At 63.8% G+C, this 16,873-nt stretch carries 13 protein-coding genes; 10 read left to right on the top strand and 3 right to left on the bottom strand.

The window, feature by feature from the left end:
* Positions 1-28: 28 nt before the first annotated feature.
* On the bottom strand, positions 29-934 hold the full coding sequence (locus FJ948_RS06870; RefSeq protein ID WP_140703891.1) for a branched-chain amino acid ABC transporter permease: 906 nt from the start codon (positions 932-934) through the stop codon (positions 29-31).
* Positions 935-1,083: 149 nt separating this feature from the next.
* On the opposite strand from FJ948_RS06870, the gene FJ948_RS06865 reads away from it, so the two are divergent.
* The 10 genes from FJ948_RS06865 (at position 1,084) to FJ948_RS06820 (ending at position 13,099) form a co-directional block, all read left to right on the top strand.
* Positions 1,084-1,692, top strand: a complete 609-nt coding sequence (locus FJ948_RS06865; protein WP_140702807.1) for a CGNR zinc finger domain-containing protein — start codon at positions 1,084-1,086, stop codon at positions 1,690-1,692.
* Positions 1,685-2,218, top strand: a complete 534-nt coding sequence (locus FJ948_RS06860) for a hypothetical protein (protein ID WP_140702806.1) — start codon at positions 1,685-1,687, stop codon at positions 2,216-2,218. Before FJ948_RS06865 ends, FJ948_RS06860 begins: the two co-directional genes overlap by 8 nt.
* A gap of 217 nt (positions 2,219-2,435) precedes the next feature.
* Positions 2,436-5,924, top strand: coding sequence for an indolepyruvate ferredoxin oxidoreductase family protein (locus FJ948_RS06855; protein WP_140702805.1), 3,489 nt, complete (start codon positions 2,436-2,438; stop codon positions 5,922-5,924).
* A gap of 92 nt (positions 5,925-6,016) precedes the next feature.
* Positions 6,017-8,332, top strand: a complete 2,316-nt coding sequence (locus FJ948_RS06850; RefSeq protein ID WP_140702803.1) for an EAL domain-containing protein — start codon at positions 6,017-6,019, stop codon at positions 8,330-8,332.
* A 155-nt stretch (positions 8,333-8,487) separates the two neighbouring features.
* Positions 8,488-9,258, top strand: coding sequence for a hypothetical protein (locus FJ948_RS06845; RefSeq protein ID WP_140702802.1), 771 nt, complete (start codon positions 8,488-8,490; stop codon positions 9,256-9,258).
* Between the two features lie 114 nt (positions 9,259-9,372).
* The gene (locus tag FJ948_RS06840; protein ID WP_140702801.1) at positions 9,373-9,522 is read left to right on the top strand and encodes a DUF3096 domain-containing protein; all 150 of its coding nucleotides are present in this window, start codon (positions 9,373-9,375) and stop codon (positions 9,520-9,522) included.
* Between the two features lie 162 nt (positions 9,523-9,684).
* On the top strand, positions 9,685-9,909 hold the full coding sequence (locus FJ948_RS06835) for an aa3-type cytochrome c oxidase subunit IV (RefSeq protein ID WP_140702800.1): 225 nt from the start codon (positions 9,685-9,687) through the stop codon (positions 9,907-9,909).
* Between the two features lie 86 nt (positions 9,910-9,995).
* Positions 9,996-11,270 carry a Re/Si-specific NAD(P)(+) transhydrogenase subunit alpha gene (locus tag FJ948_RS06830; protein ID WP_140702798.1) on the top strand — a complete coding sequence of 425 codons (1,275 nt, stop codon included), beginning with the start codon at positions 9,996-9,998 and terminating at the stop codon, positions 11,268-11,270.
* Positions 11,267-11,695: a proton-translocating transhydrogenase family protein gene (locus FJ948_RS06825; RefSeq protein ID WP_181173582.1), complete on the top strand. Its 429-nt coding sequence runs from the start codon at positions 11,267-11,269 to the stop codon at positions 11,693-11,695. The genes FJ948_RS06830 and FJ948_RS06825 overlap by 4 nt, the downstream gene beginning before the upstream one ends.
* Before the next feature lie 6 nt (positions 11,696-11,701).
* Positions 11,702-13,099 (top strand): NAD(P)(+) transhydrogenase (Re/Si-specific) subunit beta, encoded by a 1,398-nt coding sequence (locus tag FJ948_RS06820; RefSeq protein WP_140702796.1) that lies wholly within the window; start codon positions 11,702-11,704, stop codon positions 13,097-13,099.
* Between the two features lie 93 nt (positions 13,100-13,192).
* On the opposite strand, the gene FJ948_RS06815 is transcribed toward FJ948_RS06820, so the two are convergent.
* Together FJ948_RS06815 and gyrB are read right to left on the bottom strand one after the other, a co-directional pair.
* On the bottom strand, positions 13,193-14,110 hold the full coding sequence (locus tag FJ948_RS06815; RefSeq protein WP_140702795.1) for a hypothetical protein: 918 nt from the start codon (positions 14,108-14,110) through the stop codon (positions 13,193-13,195).
* Between the two features lie 232 nt (positions 14,111-14,342).
* Positions 14,343-16,814 carry a DNA topoisomerase (ATP-hydrolyzing) subunit B gene (gene gyrB / locus FJ948_RS06810; RefSeq protein ID WP_140702793.1) on the bottom strand — a complete coding sequence of 824 codons (2,472 nt, stop codon included), beginning with the start codon at positions 16,812-16,814 and terminating at the stop codon, positions 14,343-14,345.
* Positions 16,815-16,873: the final 59 nt, after the last annotated feature.

Below are 16,873 nucleotides of genomic sequence, written 5' to 3'. Positions count from 1 at the left end.
AACGTCATGCAACCAAAGTCGGATGGGCTCAGACCGCCTTGCCGGTGTCGCGGCCGGTGCCGATCAGGATCAGCATGGCCACCAGGAACAGATACATCCAAGCATCGCGCCATTCGATCGGGAAATAGCCGGCCCACAGTGATTCGGCCATGCCGAACGCGGCGGCACCCAGCGCGGCCCGTGGCGGCGAGAGATAACCGCCGACCGCCGTCACGAACAGGATCTTCAGCCCATAGACGAGGCCGGAACCGAAGCTAACATTGCCGTAGTAGAGACTGGCCATGACGCCGGCCAGCGCTGCGCAGAAGCCACCGAACAGAACGGCACGCCGGAACACGGCGCGCACGTCGACGCCGCACAGGGCGGCGGCCCTTGGATCGTCGCAGACCGCGCGCCAGCACCGGCCGAAATTTGAACGGGCAAACACCCTTGTGGCGAGCGCCACCGCCGCCAGGACCACCGCGCAGTCGAGCACCTGGATCAGCGTCAGTGTCGCCTTGAAGCCGGGGCTTTCGGCGAAAACCATCGGCTCAGCCAGCATTGGCGGCAGCCACAGATCATGTGTGTCGGCGGCGATGCGGCTCGCTTCCGACAGGACGAGCAGGATGCCGAGCGTCGTTACCACGATGGCATTGGGCGAGCGGTCGGCCAACGGCTCGAAGACGCTGCGCGACAGGACATGGCTGATGAGCGCGGCATAGAGCAACGCGGCGACGACGCCGAACAGCACCGAAGCCAACAGCGTCAGCCACAGCACCTGGTAGGCAAAGGCGACGCTCAGGATCATTGCCTGGCCGCAGAAGGCGAACAGCGCGCCATAGGCAAGGTTGGTGCGGTGCAGGATGCCGTTGGTCAGCACATAGCCGAAGGCGAGCAGCGCATAGAGCGCGCCCGAATGCAGCCCGTTCAGCACCTGCTGGAAGAAATAGAGCATGCTCAACAACACCAGACGCATCTCGCCCAAGCGCGAAGCGGTTTGGGGTGACGGAATGCTCGAGACAATGGGGACCATACCGTACGCACCGGAGATTTGCATCGCCGAATCTAACTTGTCAAATGCGATTTATCGGTTAGATTTTGGGAATGACGATTGCCTGGACTCCTCACCGCTTCACCGGCGGCCTCCTCGCGCTCGACACCGCCAACACCGTCGTGTTGCGCGGCGATCCCGAACGCACATTCGACCGCTTCGCCGATCCGGCCGAAATCGCCCGTTTCGCCGACGCAGCCAGCGGCTTTCGTGCCGCCGAGCTTGGCGATCGGCGGCTGGCGGTGTCCTCGCCGGCGGCAATCGCGCCCGTCGTGCTGTCGATCCGCGAAGCGACCGACCGGCTGTTTCGCGGCACGGTGTCGAAGGGCGCGATTGCCACGGCGGATTTGCCTGAATTCCTGAGAGCCTGCGCCGACGGCCTGGCCGACAGCGCGACCGAGATCGGCGTGACGGGACCGCCGTTCGGGGATCCGGCGACGCCGATCGCCTTCGAGGCGGCGCTGGCGGTTTCAGCCCTTTCACTGCTGCGCGACGACACGGTCGCGAGGCTCCGGATTTGTCCCAACTGCACCTGGCTGTTCGTCGACAGAAGCCGCAATTCCAGCCGCCTTTGGTGCGACATGGCGGTGTGCGGCAACAGGCAGAAGGCGAGCCGTCACTATCGCCGCCGCATGGCGGCCCATGAGGTCAAGGATGCCTAGACGTCTTTCCCGCTCGATCATTCTTGGCGTGGCGCTGGTTGCGGCGATCGCGCTCGGCGCCTGCCGAGATACCGGCGGCGAAGGCAAGCTGTTCGAGGTCTCCGGCAAGATATTCGTCTTCAATTACCGTCTCGCCCGGGCGACCTATGTCGTGACGCTGCGACCCTTGCGGCCGATGGGAGAGGGCCAGGTCGTGGTCGCCAGTTTCCAGAACCCCGCCGGTGGTGATCCCATCGTGGTCGAGCAGAAGGTCTGGCCCAAGCTCGACAAGGTGAGCCTGGAGAGCCCGGCGCTGACCTGCATCGTCAAGAACAAGCCCTATGCCATCGCCATCAGCATCAAGGGCGCCGACGGTGCCGTCCTGCAGACCATCGACACCACGCTGATGTCGACGGAAGACCAGTCGATCCTGCCCGACCGGCCACTGGTCATCGACCAGCTCTATACGGCCAATCCCGATCTCGTCGGCCATCCCGACGGCAAGCTGCCCGGCGAGCCGAAGCCGGATTGCTCGAAAGCCGGCTGACGCTCTCAGACAGAATCGATTTCGACTGGAATTTTCGTGCGCCGTCGCCCTGTCGGCGCGCTGTTTCATGCGCGGTCCAAGGCCCGACGGACCGTTTGTTGCGCGTCGCCTGGTCCCTTCGATTTTGTTTGACCTGCCTTGCAAGGGGAGAAAGGATACGTCATCCGATCCCGACGTTGGCTGCTGCCCCGCGCGGCCTTCGCAGAGGAAATGCCTGATGACGCTGCACGATGTCGCGCTCGACGACAAGTTCGATCTCGGAAAGGAGCGCATCTTCCTGTCCGGCGCGCAGGCGGTCATCCGCATGCTGCTGATGCAGCGCGAGCGCGACCGCCGCGCTGGCTTGAACACGGCAGGCTTCGTCTCCGGCTATCGCGGCTCGCCGCTCGGCGGCCTCGACATGCAGCTGTGGAAGGCGAAGAAGCAGCTCGCGGGGGCCGACATCGTCTTCCAGCCCGGCCTCAACGAGGAGCTTGCCGCCACCGCCTGCTGGGGGTCGCAGCAGACGGAGCTGCTCGGCGAGGGCACCCATGACGGCGTCTTTTCCGTCTGGTACGGCAAGGGGCCGGGGGTCGATCGTTCCGGCGACGTGTTCCGCCACGCCAATCTCGCCGGTTCGTCGAAGCATGGCGGCGTGCTTGCGCTCATGGGCGACGACCATATGGCCGAATCCTCGACCAATGCCCACGCCACCGAATTCCTCTTCGTCGACACAATGGTGCCGATCCTCAACCCGGCCGGTGTGCAGGAGATCATCGACTACGGCCTGTACGGCTTTGCCATGTCGCGCTTCGCCGGCACCTGGGCGGCGATCAAATGCGTCAAGGACAACATCGAATCGACAGCCTCGGTCGATGCCTCGCTCGAGCGGTTGAACATTGTCGTCCCCGAGTTCGACATGCCGCCGGGCGGCCTCAACATCCGCCACGAGATCGATATGCTCGGCCAGGAAGAACGGCTGCATGAGCACAAGCGCGCGGCCGCCTCCGCCTTCATCCATGCCAACGGGCTGAACAAAATCGTCTATCCGGGCGGCCGCAATCCCAAGCTCGGCATCATCACGCTGGGCAAGAGCTACCTCGACGTCCGCCAGGCGCTGGAGGACATCGGCATCGACGAGGCGGCCGCCAACCGTATCGGTGTCAGGCTGTTCAAGGTCGGCTGCCCCTGGCCGCTCGATCTGCAGCACATCGCCGAATTCGCGCGCGGGCTCGACACCATCGTCGTCGTCGAGGAGAAACGCTCGCTGATCGAGGTGCAACTGCGCGAGAGCCTTTATGGCACCGTCTCGCAGCCGGTCATTGTCGGCAAGAAGGACGAGCGCGGCGACTGGCTGTTCCCGGCCAAGGGCGCGCTCGACCCCAACGAGATCGCCATTGCGCTTGGCGAGAGGATCGTCAAGACCATCGGCCCGTCCGAAGAGATTTCGGCAAGGGTCGCGAAGCTACGCCAGTTCCAGGCAATGCTGGCCGATGCCACCGACATCGGCTCGCGCACGCCCTTCTTCTGTTCGGGCTGTCCGCACAATTCCTCGACCAAGGTGCCCGACGGCTCGATCGCCGCCGCCGGCATAGGCTGCCATTTCATGGCACTCTGGATGGACCGCAACACGCTCGGTTTCACCGCCATGGGAGGCGAGGGCGCGCAATGGGTGGGCCAGGCGCCGTTCTCGAAGCGCGACCATATCTTCCAGAATCTCGGCGACGGCACCTACAACCATTCCGGCACGCTGGCCATCCGCTTCGCCCTGTCGAGCGAAGCCAACATCACCTACAAGATACTCTACAACGACGCCGTCGCCATGACCGGCGGCCAGCCGCACGAGGGTGGCCTGACGGTGGACATGATCGCCAGACAGGTGCGCGCCGAAGGCGTCGACCGCATCGCCATCGTCACCGACGAGCCCGGCAAATATACCGGGAAGGCCGAATTCCCCACCGGCGCCACCATCCATCATCGCGACGACCTCGACCTCGTCCAGCGCGAGCTGCGCGACGTCAAGGGCGTGTCGATCCTGCTCTACGACCAGACCTGCGCCGCCGAAAAGCGCCGCCGCCGCAAGCGCGGCACCTTTCCCGATCCCGACAAGCGGGTCTTCATCAACGAGCTGGTCTGCGAAGGCTGCGGCGATTGCGGCGTGCAGTCGAACTGCGTCTCGATCCAGCCGGTCGAGACCGAATTCGGCCGCAAGCGCAAGATCGACCAGTCGAGCTGCAACAAGGATTTCTCCTGCGTCAACGGCTTCTGTCCGTCCTTCGTCACCGTGCATGGCGCCAAGATCCGCAAGGCCGAGGGCCTGGCCGGCAGGACCGATCCGCTTGAAGGCGTGCCGACCCCAGCCCAATTCCCGCTGGGCGTCGAGGGCTGGGCGGCGATCATCGACGGCGTCGGCGGCACCGGCGTCGTCACTATCGGCGCCGTGCTCGGCATGGCGGCGCATCTGGAGGACAAGGGCTGCGGCATGATCGACATGGCCGGCCTGGCCCAGAAGGGCGGCTCGGTGTTCACCCATGTCCGCATCGCGCGCAAACCGGAAGACATCAATGCCATCCGCGTTTCGGCTGGCAAGTCCGACCTCGTGCTCGGCTGCGATCTCGTCGTGTCGGGCGCCAAGAAGGTGCTGACGGCTGTCCGCGAGGGCCATACGATCTTCCTCGCCAACACCGCCGAGATCATGCCGGGCGAATTTGCCCGCTCGGCCGATTTCTCGCTGCCGATAGAGCGCCTGAAGAAGGCGATCCGTGCCGCCGCCGGCGACGACAAGGCGCATTTCTTCGACGCCACCAGCACCGCCACCGCCCTGTTCGGCAATTCGCTCGGGGCCAACATGTTCATGCTCGGCTTTGCCTTCCAGCACGGCGGCCTGCCGCTCTCGGCCGAAGCCGTTGAAAAGGCTATCGAATTGAACGGCGAAGCGGTGGCGATGAACATCGCCGCCTTTCGCTGGGGCCGCCGCGCGGCACACCAGCCGGACTTCGTGCGCGGCCTCGTCGCCAAGCCGGGCTTCGCCGACAAGGCTGGACAGGCCCCGCCGGTCGCCGAGACGCTCGACGAGATCATCGCCCGCCGTGTCGCCTTCCTCGCCGCCTATCAGAATGCTGCTTACGGCAAGCGCTACGCCGACAGGATTGCGACGCTGCGAGCGGCGGAAACGAAGGCCATGCCGGGGTCGACCGCCGTGACCGAAGCCGCCGCCAGGAGCCTGTTCAAGCTGATGGCGATCAAGGACGAATACGAGGTGGCGCGGCTCTACACCGACGGCTCCTTTGCCGCCGAGCTCGGCAAGCAGTTCCAGAGCTACGAGAAACTCGAATTCCATCTCGCACCGCCGATCATGGGGCGCCGCGGCAATGACGGCAAACCGAGGAAGTCGAGCTTCGGTCCGTGGATGATGAAGGGTTTTCGCCTGCTGGCGGCGATGAAGGCCCTGCGCGGCACCGCTTTCGACCTGTTCGGCCACACCGCCGAGCGGCGCATGGAGCGGCAATTGCTGGCGCAGTACGAGGCTGATCTGCAGCTTGTCGCCAGCGCGCTCGCGCCGGGCAAGATCGAGGCCGCGACAGCCCTGGTCTCGGTCCCGGCGCTGATCCGCGGCTATGGCCATGTCCGCCAGGCCAGCGCCGAAAAGGCGGCGGGCGAGCGCCGCAGGTTGCTCGACCGCTTTGCGACGGCGTCGGCAAGCCCCAGACTCCAGGCCGCCGAGTGAGCCGAAAAACGCCCGAAAATCAGGCGTTTCAGCCCAAGCTAAAGGTTTTTTAATGCGACTATGCCAAGGCTGGGGCTCATTGGGCGCCAGTAATGGGCAGAACAAAAACCGATAACATCCCTGTGGATGTTTATATCCAGTTTGTGCGCTCGTTGTTCGACAACGCGCATATGCTGGTTATCGGCGCGCTCTGCCATGCCGTCATCAGCCTCATGGTCTACTGGCGCAACGGCCAGCCCATCTTCCTGGTTCTCGCCGGCGCTCTGCTGGGCATCGGTGTCTGGCGCTACTTCAGCCTGCGGCGCTTCCACCGCTCGGGCGCCGAGATGCGCGACGCCGCCGATGCGACCAGATGGGAGCGCGAATACATCCTGAAGGGCAGCCTTCAAGGCTTGTTGCTGGGCCTCTTCTGCTTCATTTCCATCTATGTCTATTCGGATTCCTATGCCGAGATCGGCGCGCTGTCGGTAACGCTGTCCTCGCTGGTGACGGTCGTCGGCCGAAACTACGGCTCGCCGCGCATGGTCATGATCTTCGCGGTCACCTTCGTCGGGCCGATCGCCGCCGCCCTCATCCTCAGGTTCGACATTCCTTATGTCGTGCTGGGCCTGCTGATCATCCCCTTCATGTTCATCATCAAGGGCAGCGCAGACCATGTCCGCAACGTGCTGTTTTCGGCCGTCGTCGGACACAAGCAGGCAAGGCAGATCGCGCAGCGCTTCAATCGCGCCTTGAACACCATGTCGCATGGGCTGGTCATGCTCGGCCCCGATGGCAAGGTGGTCGTCGGCAACGCCGAAGCCGCCCGCCTGATGTCGCTCAAATCGCCCGACCAGTTGCTCGGGCGCTCGATCCATTCGCTGCTCCTGCGCGGCGTTGCCGGCGGCATGCTGGCACCGAAGGACTGCCGCTATGTCGAGGCGCAGCTGACGCGTGCCTTGCGCGAGGGACGCGACCGCAAGGTGCTGGTTTCCTTTTCCAACGGCCAGCACTTCGAATTCTCGGCGCGCGAGGGCAACCAGGAATTGGGCGTCATCACCTTCGAGGATGTCACGGCGCGCGTCGAAGCGGAGGAAAAGATCCGCTTCATGGCGCGCTACGACAACCTCACCGGCCTTCCGAACCGCGCCTATTTCCACGAACTGGTCGGCGAGGCGATGGCCTCCGGCGACCGCGATCGCTTGTGCGGCCTCGCCGTGATCGACCTCGACGATTTCAAGAGCGTCAACGACACGCTCGGCCATCCCGTCGGCGACGGGCTGATCTATGCCGTCGCCGAGCGGCTGGCGGGGATAGCCGGCCAGGGCCTTACCGTCAGCCGCTTCGGTGGCGACGAATTCATGCTGTTCTTCGACCGCATCGAGGACGAAAGCCACTTGGCGAGCCTGCTCGACCGGATTTTCTCCGAGCTGCAGGGAGAGGTCGACGTCGCGGGCCATGGGTTGCGAATTCAGGCCAGCGCGGGTGCCGTGCTGTCCAAGGTCGGCGGAACCGATGTCGACGCCATGATCGTCAAGGCCGATCTGGCGCTCTACAAGGCCAAGGAACTCGGCAAGAACGGTTGGCGGCTGTTCGAGGCGGCGATGGATGCGGCGTTCCGTAACCGGCAGCTGATGAAGGCGGATCTGCGCAGCGCCGTGGAAAGCAAGGACCTGCGGGTCGTCTACCAGCCGATCGTGGCGATGAACACCATGCGCATCGCCAGCTGCGAGGCGCTTTGCCGCTGGGACCATCCCGATCTCGGGCCGATCTCGCCCGGCATCTTCATTCCGCTGGCCGAGGAAATGGGCATCATTTCCGAGATCAGCACCTTCGTGCTGCACGCGGCTTGCACCGAATGCGCCAAATGGCCTGACCAGACCAGCGTCTCGGTCAACCTCTCGGCCAGGGATTTCCGCAACCGCGACGTCATCCAGAAGGTCCGCGACGCGCTGGCGAACTCGGGCCTCGCTGCCGGCCGCCTCGAGATCGAAGTCACCGAAACCGCGCTGCTCGACGACAAGTCCCTGACGCGCCAATATATCGAGGAACTGAAGCAGCTTGGCGTTCGCATCGCCCTCGACGATTTCGGCACCGGCTATTCAAGCCTGAGCTATCTGCACAAGCTGCCTCTCGACAAGATCAAGATCGATCGGTCTTTCGTGATGGACGTCACCCAGAACCCGCGTTCGCTCGAGCTGTTGAAGGGCGTCGTCGACCTGACCCGCATCCTGGGGCTCACCGTGACCATCGAAGGCGTGGAGACGTTCGAGCAGCTCAAGGTCCTCATGCATTCGGTGAAGCCGGATCTTGTACAGGGCTTCCTTTTCGGTGCCGCGCTCAGCGCCTCGGGCATCGAAACCATGTCCAATGTGACCTGGCCCTTCGCCGCCGAATTGCGGCCGGTCACGAAGCGCGCCACCCCCTGACATCGTTCTGAATCAATCCTCTAGGTCATCGCTCCTCCCATTCGCACGGTTTACGATTTGTTAACGTTAATTTAGGGTAAACACGAAAGCTCGCAATTTCGCTTCTGGTTCTCTGAGCGCTTCGCTATTGTCCTTTTGCGGCGTACGAGGACCAAATGGAAAACAAGTTGTTGGGTACACCCCTGGCGGCGGCCACGGGCAGGGACAAGAATCGCCCCTCGGTGTTTTCAGATCACATCATGGATGTTCTGGAACACGTCGAGTATCGCCTTTGCGATGGCGCCGAGGATTTGGAAGCGATCTACAGGCTTCGCTACAATTCCTATCTTCACGCCGGCATGGTCAAATCAGATGCTTCCCACATGGTGAAGGACAGCTTCGACGATCTGCCCAATTCTTACCGCTTTGGCGTCTTCTTCGACGGCACGCTCGTCAGCACCATCAGAATCCACTACGCCAGCGCGCGGTATCCTGTTTCACCCAGCACCGATGTTTTCGGCGACGTGCTGTCACGGCGCCTGGCTTCCGGCGAGACGTTCGTCGACCCGAGCCGGTTCGCCGCCGACCTCGAATGGTCGAGCAGTCTGCGGGTGCTGCCTTATATCACGCTGAGGCTGGCGGTGGTCGCCTGCAGCCATTTCAAGCCGACCTACTGCCTTACGGCGATCAAGGAAGAGCATTCGGCGTTTTATCATCGCATCTTCCGCTCCGAGCAGGCGGTGCCGCCGCGGAACTATCCCGGCCTTACCGTTCCCGTGCATCTGTTCCAGTCGAAATGCTCCGAGAACATGCAGGCGACGCTGGACCGTTTCCCGTTCTTCAATTCCACGGCGTTCGAGCAGCGTATGCTTTTCCAACGCCCCAAGCGGGGCGAGTTGGCGCCGCTGACCATTCTGCCCACGGCCAAATACTTCGAGGCGGCCTGATATCACGCGGTTTTGAATCGGCTGGGTGGCAGCGGTGGAGCTTTCCTGGCGCGCCGGCGTTGTGAAGGGCGGCAAGCCCCGTCTGCATCGCAACAGCCAGAGGAAGACTAAGGCATGACCATTTCCACCCTCGCACTGACCCCGCTCATTTCGCTGATCGCGGGCGTGCTGATCCTCGTGATGCCACGGCTCTTGAACTACATCGTCGCGCTCTATCTGATCGTCGTCGGTTTGATCGGGCTTTTCCCGCATCTTGTCCGCTAAAGCAGGCGAACAAGACTGGCCTGGCGGAGCGGCTCCGCAACCGGCGCTCCGCTTTCAATTTTCCCTTGAGGCAGTTGTCGGCTGCGATGCGGCAATAGCGCCATTGCTCTGCGCCCAGCTTTTCGGTATGTGCCTGAAAGATGTCTTCGAAGGGGTATTCCTATGGCTGAGCACACGCCGACTGGTCCTGTAGAGCTGGGCGCGAAGATGGACTATGCCGAGCATGACCGCACCTATGCGGGCTTCCTGGCGCTGGCCAAATATGGCTCGCTCTTCTGCGGCGCGCTTCTTCTGGCGATGGCTTTCGGCTTCTTCGCGGGCGGCTTCTTCTCGGCGCTGATCCTGTTCGTGCTCATTCTGGCCGTCGGCGCCTTCATTCTGCGATAGACCTTCCAAACCCTCTTGCGGTTGACGTAGCCGGATATACCGGTCGACACTTTGCGCAGACAGGTTCCAGCCGAAAGGATCATGCGGTGGGACAGACGGTTTTCATCCCTCGTGAGCTCGATGCGAACGAGCCGCGTGTCGCGGCCTCGCCCGATACGGTGAAGCGGCTGGCGGGCCTGGGTTTCGACGCGATCGTCGAAACCGGCGCCGGCACCCGTTCGCGTATCCCCGACGAGGACTTCGCCAAGGCGGGTGCCGCCATCGGCAAGGCCTCTGACGCCGCCAAGGCCGACGTCGTGCTGAAGGTTCGGCGGCCAACGGACGCTGAACTGAAAAGCTATAAATCCGGCGCCGCGGTGATCGCCATCATGGACCCCTATGGCAACGATGCCGCTGTCGCGGCGCTTGCCAAAGCCGGCGTCACGGCCTTCTCGATGGAGTTCATGCCGCGCATCACCCGGGCGCAATCGATGGACGTCCTGTCCAGCCAGGCCAATCTTGCCGGCTACCAGGCGGTGATCGACGGCGCCTCGGAATATGACCGCGCTCTGCCGATGATGATGACCGCCGCCGGCACCGTTCCCGCCGCGAAGGTCTTCATCATGGGCGTCGGCGTCGCCGGCCTGCAGGCCATCGCCACCGCACGCCGCCTCGGTGCCGTCGTCACGGCCACCGACGTTCGTCCCGCAGCCAAGGAACAGGTCGCCTCGCTTGGCGCGAAATTCCTGGCGGTAGAGGATGAGGAGTTCAAGGCGGCCGAGACCGCTGGCGGCTACGCCAAGGAAATGTCCAAGGAATACCAGGCCAAGCAGGCCGCGCTCACCGCCGAGCACATCGCCAAGCAGGACATCGTCATCACCACGGCGTTGATCCCCGGCCGGCCGGCGCCGAAGCTGGTCTCGGCGGCGATGGTCGCCTCGATGAAGCCGGGCTCGGTGCTCGTCGATCTCGCCGTCGAGCGCGGCGGCAATGTCGAGGGTGCCGAACCCGGCAAGATCGTCACCACCGCCAACAATGTGAAGATCGTCGGCCACCTCAACGTGCCCGGCCGCGTCGCGGCATCGGCCTCGCTGCTTTATGCCAAAAACCTGTTCGCGTTCCTCGAGACGCTGGTCGACAAGACCACCAAGACGCTCGCCATCAACCGCGATGACGATCTGGTCAAGGCGACGATGCTGACCGACGGCGGCAAGGTGGTCCACCCCGCCTTCGCCAAGCCCGACCAGCAGCCCTATGTCGAGCCGGCCGCGATCCCGGCGACGACCATGGTCGCCGATGCTTCGGCAGCGTCCAAGAAGTCCGCGCCCAGGAAGACCGCCGCATCCAAGTCGCCCGCGCCTAAGTCGAAAGGGACCGCGTGATGGATCAGACCTTGCAGAAAGCCCTCGACCAACTCGACCAGGCAAGCGCGGCCGTCCGGCTCGCGGTGCAGAACCTGGGCAATGCCCCGGGCGGTGCCGACGCGGCGGGTGATGCCGCGCATGCGCTGTCGGGTGGCGCCATCGATCCCTTCGTCTTCCGCTTCGCCATTTTCGTGCTGGCGATCTTCGTCGGCTATTATGTCGTCTGGTCGGTGACCCCCGCACTGCACACGCCGTTGATGGCCGTCACCAACGCCATCTCGTCCGTCATCGTCGTTGGCGCGCTGCTGGCCGTCGGCATCGCGGCCTCGGGCGTTGCCGCAGGTTTCGGCTTCGTCGCGCTGATGCTGGTTTCGGTCAACATCTTCGGCGGCTTCCTCGTCACCCAGCGCATGCTGGCCATGTACAAGAAGAAGGGCAAGTAGAGCGCCATGAACGCCAACTTCGCGTCCTTCCTCTATCTGGTTTCCGGCGTCCTGTTCATCATGGCGCTGCGCGGCCTGTCGCATCCGACGACCAGCCGCCAGGGCAATCTCTACGGCATGATCGGCATGGGCATCGCCATCGCCACCACCTTGGCGCTGGCAACCCCGTCCGCTGGCCGCTTCGGCCTGATCGTGCTTGGCCTCGCCATTGGCGGCGGCGTCGGCGCCGTCACCGCGCGCCGCATCGCCATGACCTCGATGCCGCAATTGGTTGCAGCCTTCCACTCGCTGGTCGGCCTCGCCGCCGTCATGGTGGCTGCCGCGGCCATATACGCGCCGGAAAGCTTCGGCATCGGCACCGATGGCGACATCCACGCCCAAGCCCTGGTCGAGATGAGCCTCGGCGTCGCCATCGGCGCCATCACCTTCACCGGCTCGGTCATCGCCTTCCTCAAGCTCGATGGCCGCATGTCCGGCAAGCCGATCATGATCGGCGGCCGCCACTTCATCAACGCCGCCCTCGGCATCGCCCTGATCGTGCTGATCGTGCTCCTGGTCACCACGGAATCGAAGCTGGTCTTCTGGCTGATCGTCGCCGCCTCGCTGGTGCTCGGCATCCTCCTGATCATCCCGATCGGCGGCGCCGACATGCCGGTCGTCGTCTCGATGCTGAATTCCTACTCGGGCTGGGCGGCGGCGGCCCTTGGCTTCACACTCGGCAATCTGGCGCTGATCATCACCGGCGCGCTGGTCGGCTCGTCGGGCGCCATCCTGTCCTACATCATGTGCAAGGGCATGAACCGCTCGTTCATCTCGGTCATCCTCGGCGGCTTCGGCGGCGAGACCGCGGCTGCCGCTGACGACGGCATCGAGCGCACGGTCAAGCAGGGCTCGGCCGACGACGCCGCCTATCTGATGATGAACGCGCAGAAGGTCATCATCGTGCCGGGCTACGGCATGGCGGTCGCCCAGGCGCAGCACGCGCTGCGCGAAATGGCCGACAAGCTCAAGGCCAATGGCGTCGACGTCAAATACGCCATCCACCCCGTCGCCGGCCGCATGCCTGGCCACATGAACGTGCTGCTCGCGGAAGCCAACGTGCCTTACGACGAGGTCTTCGAACTGGAGGACATCAACTCGGAGTTCGCGCAGGCCGATGTCGCCTATGTCATCGGCGCCAACGACGTCACCAACCCGTCCGCGCGCGACGACAAATCCTCGCCGATCTACGGCATGCCGATCCTCGACGTCGACAAGGCGCGCACCTGCCTGTTCGTCAAGCGCTCGCTTGGCTCCGGCTATGCCGGCATCGACAACACGCTGTTCTACAAGGACGGCACCATGATGCTGCTCGGCGACGCCAAGAAGATGACCGAGGAAATCGTCAAGGCGATGGACCACTGACCCGGCCAATCTAAATCGTCGAATAGCCGATCTAAACCGTCAAATAGAAAGAGCCCGGTCGATGCCGGGCTCTTTGGCTTTGGGTGTGCTGCTTCAACCGTGGGTCAGGAAGACCGCTTCCTCTTCATCGCGCTGCCTGCCGCCGAGAGCCGCGGCCGCACTGGCGATGAAGGCGCCGATGACGAGCGACAGGGCACCGAGAAGGGCAAAGGTGGCGCTTGCCTTGCGGGCGGTGTCGGCGGCCTGCTTGGCCTTGACCTTCGCATCCTGCGCCTTCGCCAGCACCGCGTCGACACGCGCCTTGGCATCAGCCTCGGAAAGACCGGTGCGCGCGGCGACCAACTGCGCGAGATAGGTCTTGTCTTCCGCGGAGACCTCGCCCGCGACGGCACCGGCGATCAGGATGCGCGAGGCCTGCCCGGCCGCGGCGGCTTCGTCGTTTGGATTGGCTGCTGCGAGCTTGGTCGGATCGGCCGGACGGAACAGCGAGTCAACCAGATAGGATGTCGCATTGTCGGCCGATGCGCCGCTGGCATTGGCGGAAGCGCCAGCCGACGCGCCCATGGCGGCTCCCGAAGCGACGGTGGACGCGGCCTGCACGCCTGAACCGATTGCCGCCGAAAGCGCCGAGCCAAGTATTCCCGCCACCAGAAGCGTGGCCAATGCCCAGGCGAGAAAGCCGTGGGCGGTATCGCGGAAATAGACCTCGTCGGTGTGAATGCCGACCCATTTGGTGCGCAGGCGTCCCGCGAGATAGCCGCCGACGCCAGAGGACAGCCATTGTACGATGACCAGCCAGATCGCGGTTGAAACCGCGAAGGTGGTTACCGATGCGCCCGAGCCCGACCATGGCGACACCATGCTCAAGCCAAGCCCCGAGCCGAGCAGCATGAGGATGAACGTCAATGTCGAGGCCGCGAAGGCGCCGGCAATGATGGGTCCCCAGCTGACAGCCGTGGAGGACGATTCCGTCGAAGCGGAGACGTCGACAGCCGATAGGGTGGACTGCATGGAAGCCCCCTACCGTACGAACAGCATGATGAGAATGATGATCGGAATCGGAATGCCGAGCAACCAGAGCAATATGCCGCGTCCCATGAAAGCCTCCTTGTGAAAAATTGTGATCGATGTTGTCACAATGTCCCGGAAGGCCTTCTGTTCCAGTGGCTTATGAAATGTTTCTCGGCGCCGGAATGAATATTGACGCTCGTAGCGCGCCAATATTCAAAGACAAGAACAGGTCTTAAATATCGAGATTGGCGACCGATAGCGCGTTGTCCTGGATGAATTCGCGCCTCGGCTCCACCTCGTCGCCCATCAGCCGCGAGAACAGGCTGTCGGCATCGGTGGCGTCGTTGACCTTGACCTGCAGCAGCGAGCGCACATTCGGGTCGAGCGTGGTTTCCCAGAGCTGCTCGGCATTCATCTCGCCGAGACCCTTGTAGCGCTGCATGGTGAGCCCCTTGCGGCCGGTCGCGAAGACGGCGTTGAGCAGCGCCAGCGGGCCCGAGACGGTTTCGGACACCTCCTTGCGGCGCAGCACCGGCGGTGTGCCGTAGACCTCGCTGAGGCGCTGCGCGTAACGGTCGAGCTGGCGCGCGTCGGCCGAATTGATCAGCCCCATGTCGAGATGGGCGTATTCCTTGACGCTGCGCACGGTGCGCTCGAAGACATAGCCGCCGCTGCCGTCATTCGAGGTCGACATGCGGCCGGTCCAGCCGCGCTCGGTATCCTCCGCGATGATGTCGAGCCGTTGTGCGATCCGTTCCGCCATCGCGTTGGCGCCGCCAAGATCGCTGAAGACCTCGGGATTGAGCCCGCCGGCGATGGCGGCCTGCTCGACGACGTTGCGGTTGTAGCGCGTGTGTAGCCCGTTGATGAGCTGGCGCACCGCCAGGGCATCATCGACGGCGGCGTGGAGATCCTGTCCGGTCCGGACTTCCCCCGAGCCAAGCGTCAGGGAAGCCTCCTCCAACCCCGAATCGATCAGGAACGCTTCGAAGGCGCTCTCATTCTTGATGTATTGCGAGCTCTTGCCGCGCGTCACCTTATAGAGCGGCGGTTGGGCGATGTAGAGATGGCCGCGCTCGATCAGCTCCGGCATCTGCCGGAAGAAGAAGGTCAGCAGCAAGGTCCTGATATGGGCGCCGTCGACGTCGGCGTCGGTCATCAGGATGATCTTGTGGTAGCGCAGCTTGTCGGCGTTGAATTCATCCTTGCCGATCGAGGTGCCGAGCGCGGTGATCAGCGTGCCGATCATGTCGGACGAGAGCATGCGGTCGAAGCGGGCCCGCTCGACATTGAGGATCTTGCCGCGCAGGGGAAGGATCGCCTGGTTCTGGCGCGAACGGCCGCCCTTGGCGGAGCCGCCGGCCGAGTCACCCTCGACGATGAAGATTTCCGATTTCGCCGGGTCACGTTCCTGGCAGTCGGCCAGCTTGCCGGGCAGCGAGGTGACGCCGAGCGAGGTCTTGCGGGTGATGTCGCGCGCCTTGCGCGCGGCTTCGCGCGCCGCTGCCGCCTGGATCACCTTGTCGATGACCACCTTGCCCTCGGACGGATGCTCTTCGAGCCAGGTGCCGAGCGCTTCGTTGACCAGCCCTTCGACCACGGGACGGACTTCCGAGGAGACCAGCTTGTCCTTGGTCTGCGAGGAGAATTTCGGGTCGGGAACCTTGACCGACAGCACCGCCGTCAGGCCCTCGCGGCAATCGTCGCCGATCAGCGCGACCTTTTCCTTCTTGGTCAGGCCCGAGGATTCGCCGTAGCCGGTGATCTGCCGGGTCAGCGCGCCGCGAAAACCGGCCAGATGGGTGCCGCCATCGCGCTGGGGGATGTTGTTGGTGAACGCCAGCACGTTCTCGTGGTAGCTGTCGTTCCACCACATCGCCACTTCGACGGTGATGCCGTCGCGCTCGGCCCGGATGGAAATCGGCTTCTCGATCAGCGGCTTTTTCACCCGGTCGAGATATTTCACGAACTCTTCCAGGCCCCCGTCATAGTGCAGTTCATGCCTCACGACGTCGGCATGACGGGCGTCCGTCAGCACGATGCGCACGCCGGAGTTCAGGAAGGCGAGCTCGCGCAGCCGGTGCTCCAGCGTGCCGAAGTCGAACTCGACCATGGTGAAGGTCTCGGCGGACGGAAAGAAGGTGATCTCGCTGCCGCTGCGGCCTTCATTGGTACCCGGGCGCTTGTCCTGCTCGTAGCTGCCGGTCGCCTTCAGCGGCGCGTCGGCATCGCCATGGGTGAAACTCATTTCGAAGATCTGGCCGTTGCGGCGGATCTTGAGCTTCAGCCAGGCCGACAGCGCGTTGACCACCGAGACGCCGACGCCGTGCAGGCCGCCGGATACCTTGTAGGAATTCTGGTCGAATTTACCGCCGGCATGCAGCTGCGTCATGATCACTTCCGCCGCCGATATGCCCTCGCTGGAGTGAATATCGGTGGGAATGCCGCGGCCATTGTCGGTGACCGTCACCGAACCATCGGGATTGAGCGTCACCGAAACCAGGTCGGCATGGCCTGCCAGCGCCTCGTCGATGGCGTTGTCGACCACCTCGTAAACCATGTGATGCAGGCCCGAGCCGTCATCGGTGTCGCCGATATACATGCCAGGCCGTTTGCGGACAGCATCCAACCCCTTCAAAACCTTGATGGAATCGGCGCCGTATTCGGCTTCAGCGCCGTTGGTGTTCTCGGTCTGGTCGCTCATGAAAACCTGTTGTCTAGATGCCGCTTTTACAGCGCGAAAAATCGGCCCCGAATCGCGCT

Source organism: Mesorhizobium sp. B2-3-12 (assembly GCF_006442205.1).
Lineage (GTDB): Bacteria > Pseudomonadota > Alphaproteobacteria > Rhizobiales > Rhizobiaceae > Mesorhizobium.
The sequence above is the reverse complement of the archived record's forward strand: the minus strand, read 5'-3'. Positions and strand labels throughout refer to the sequence as shown.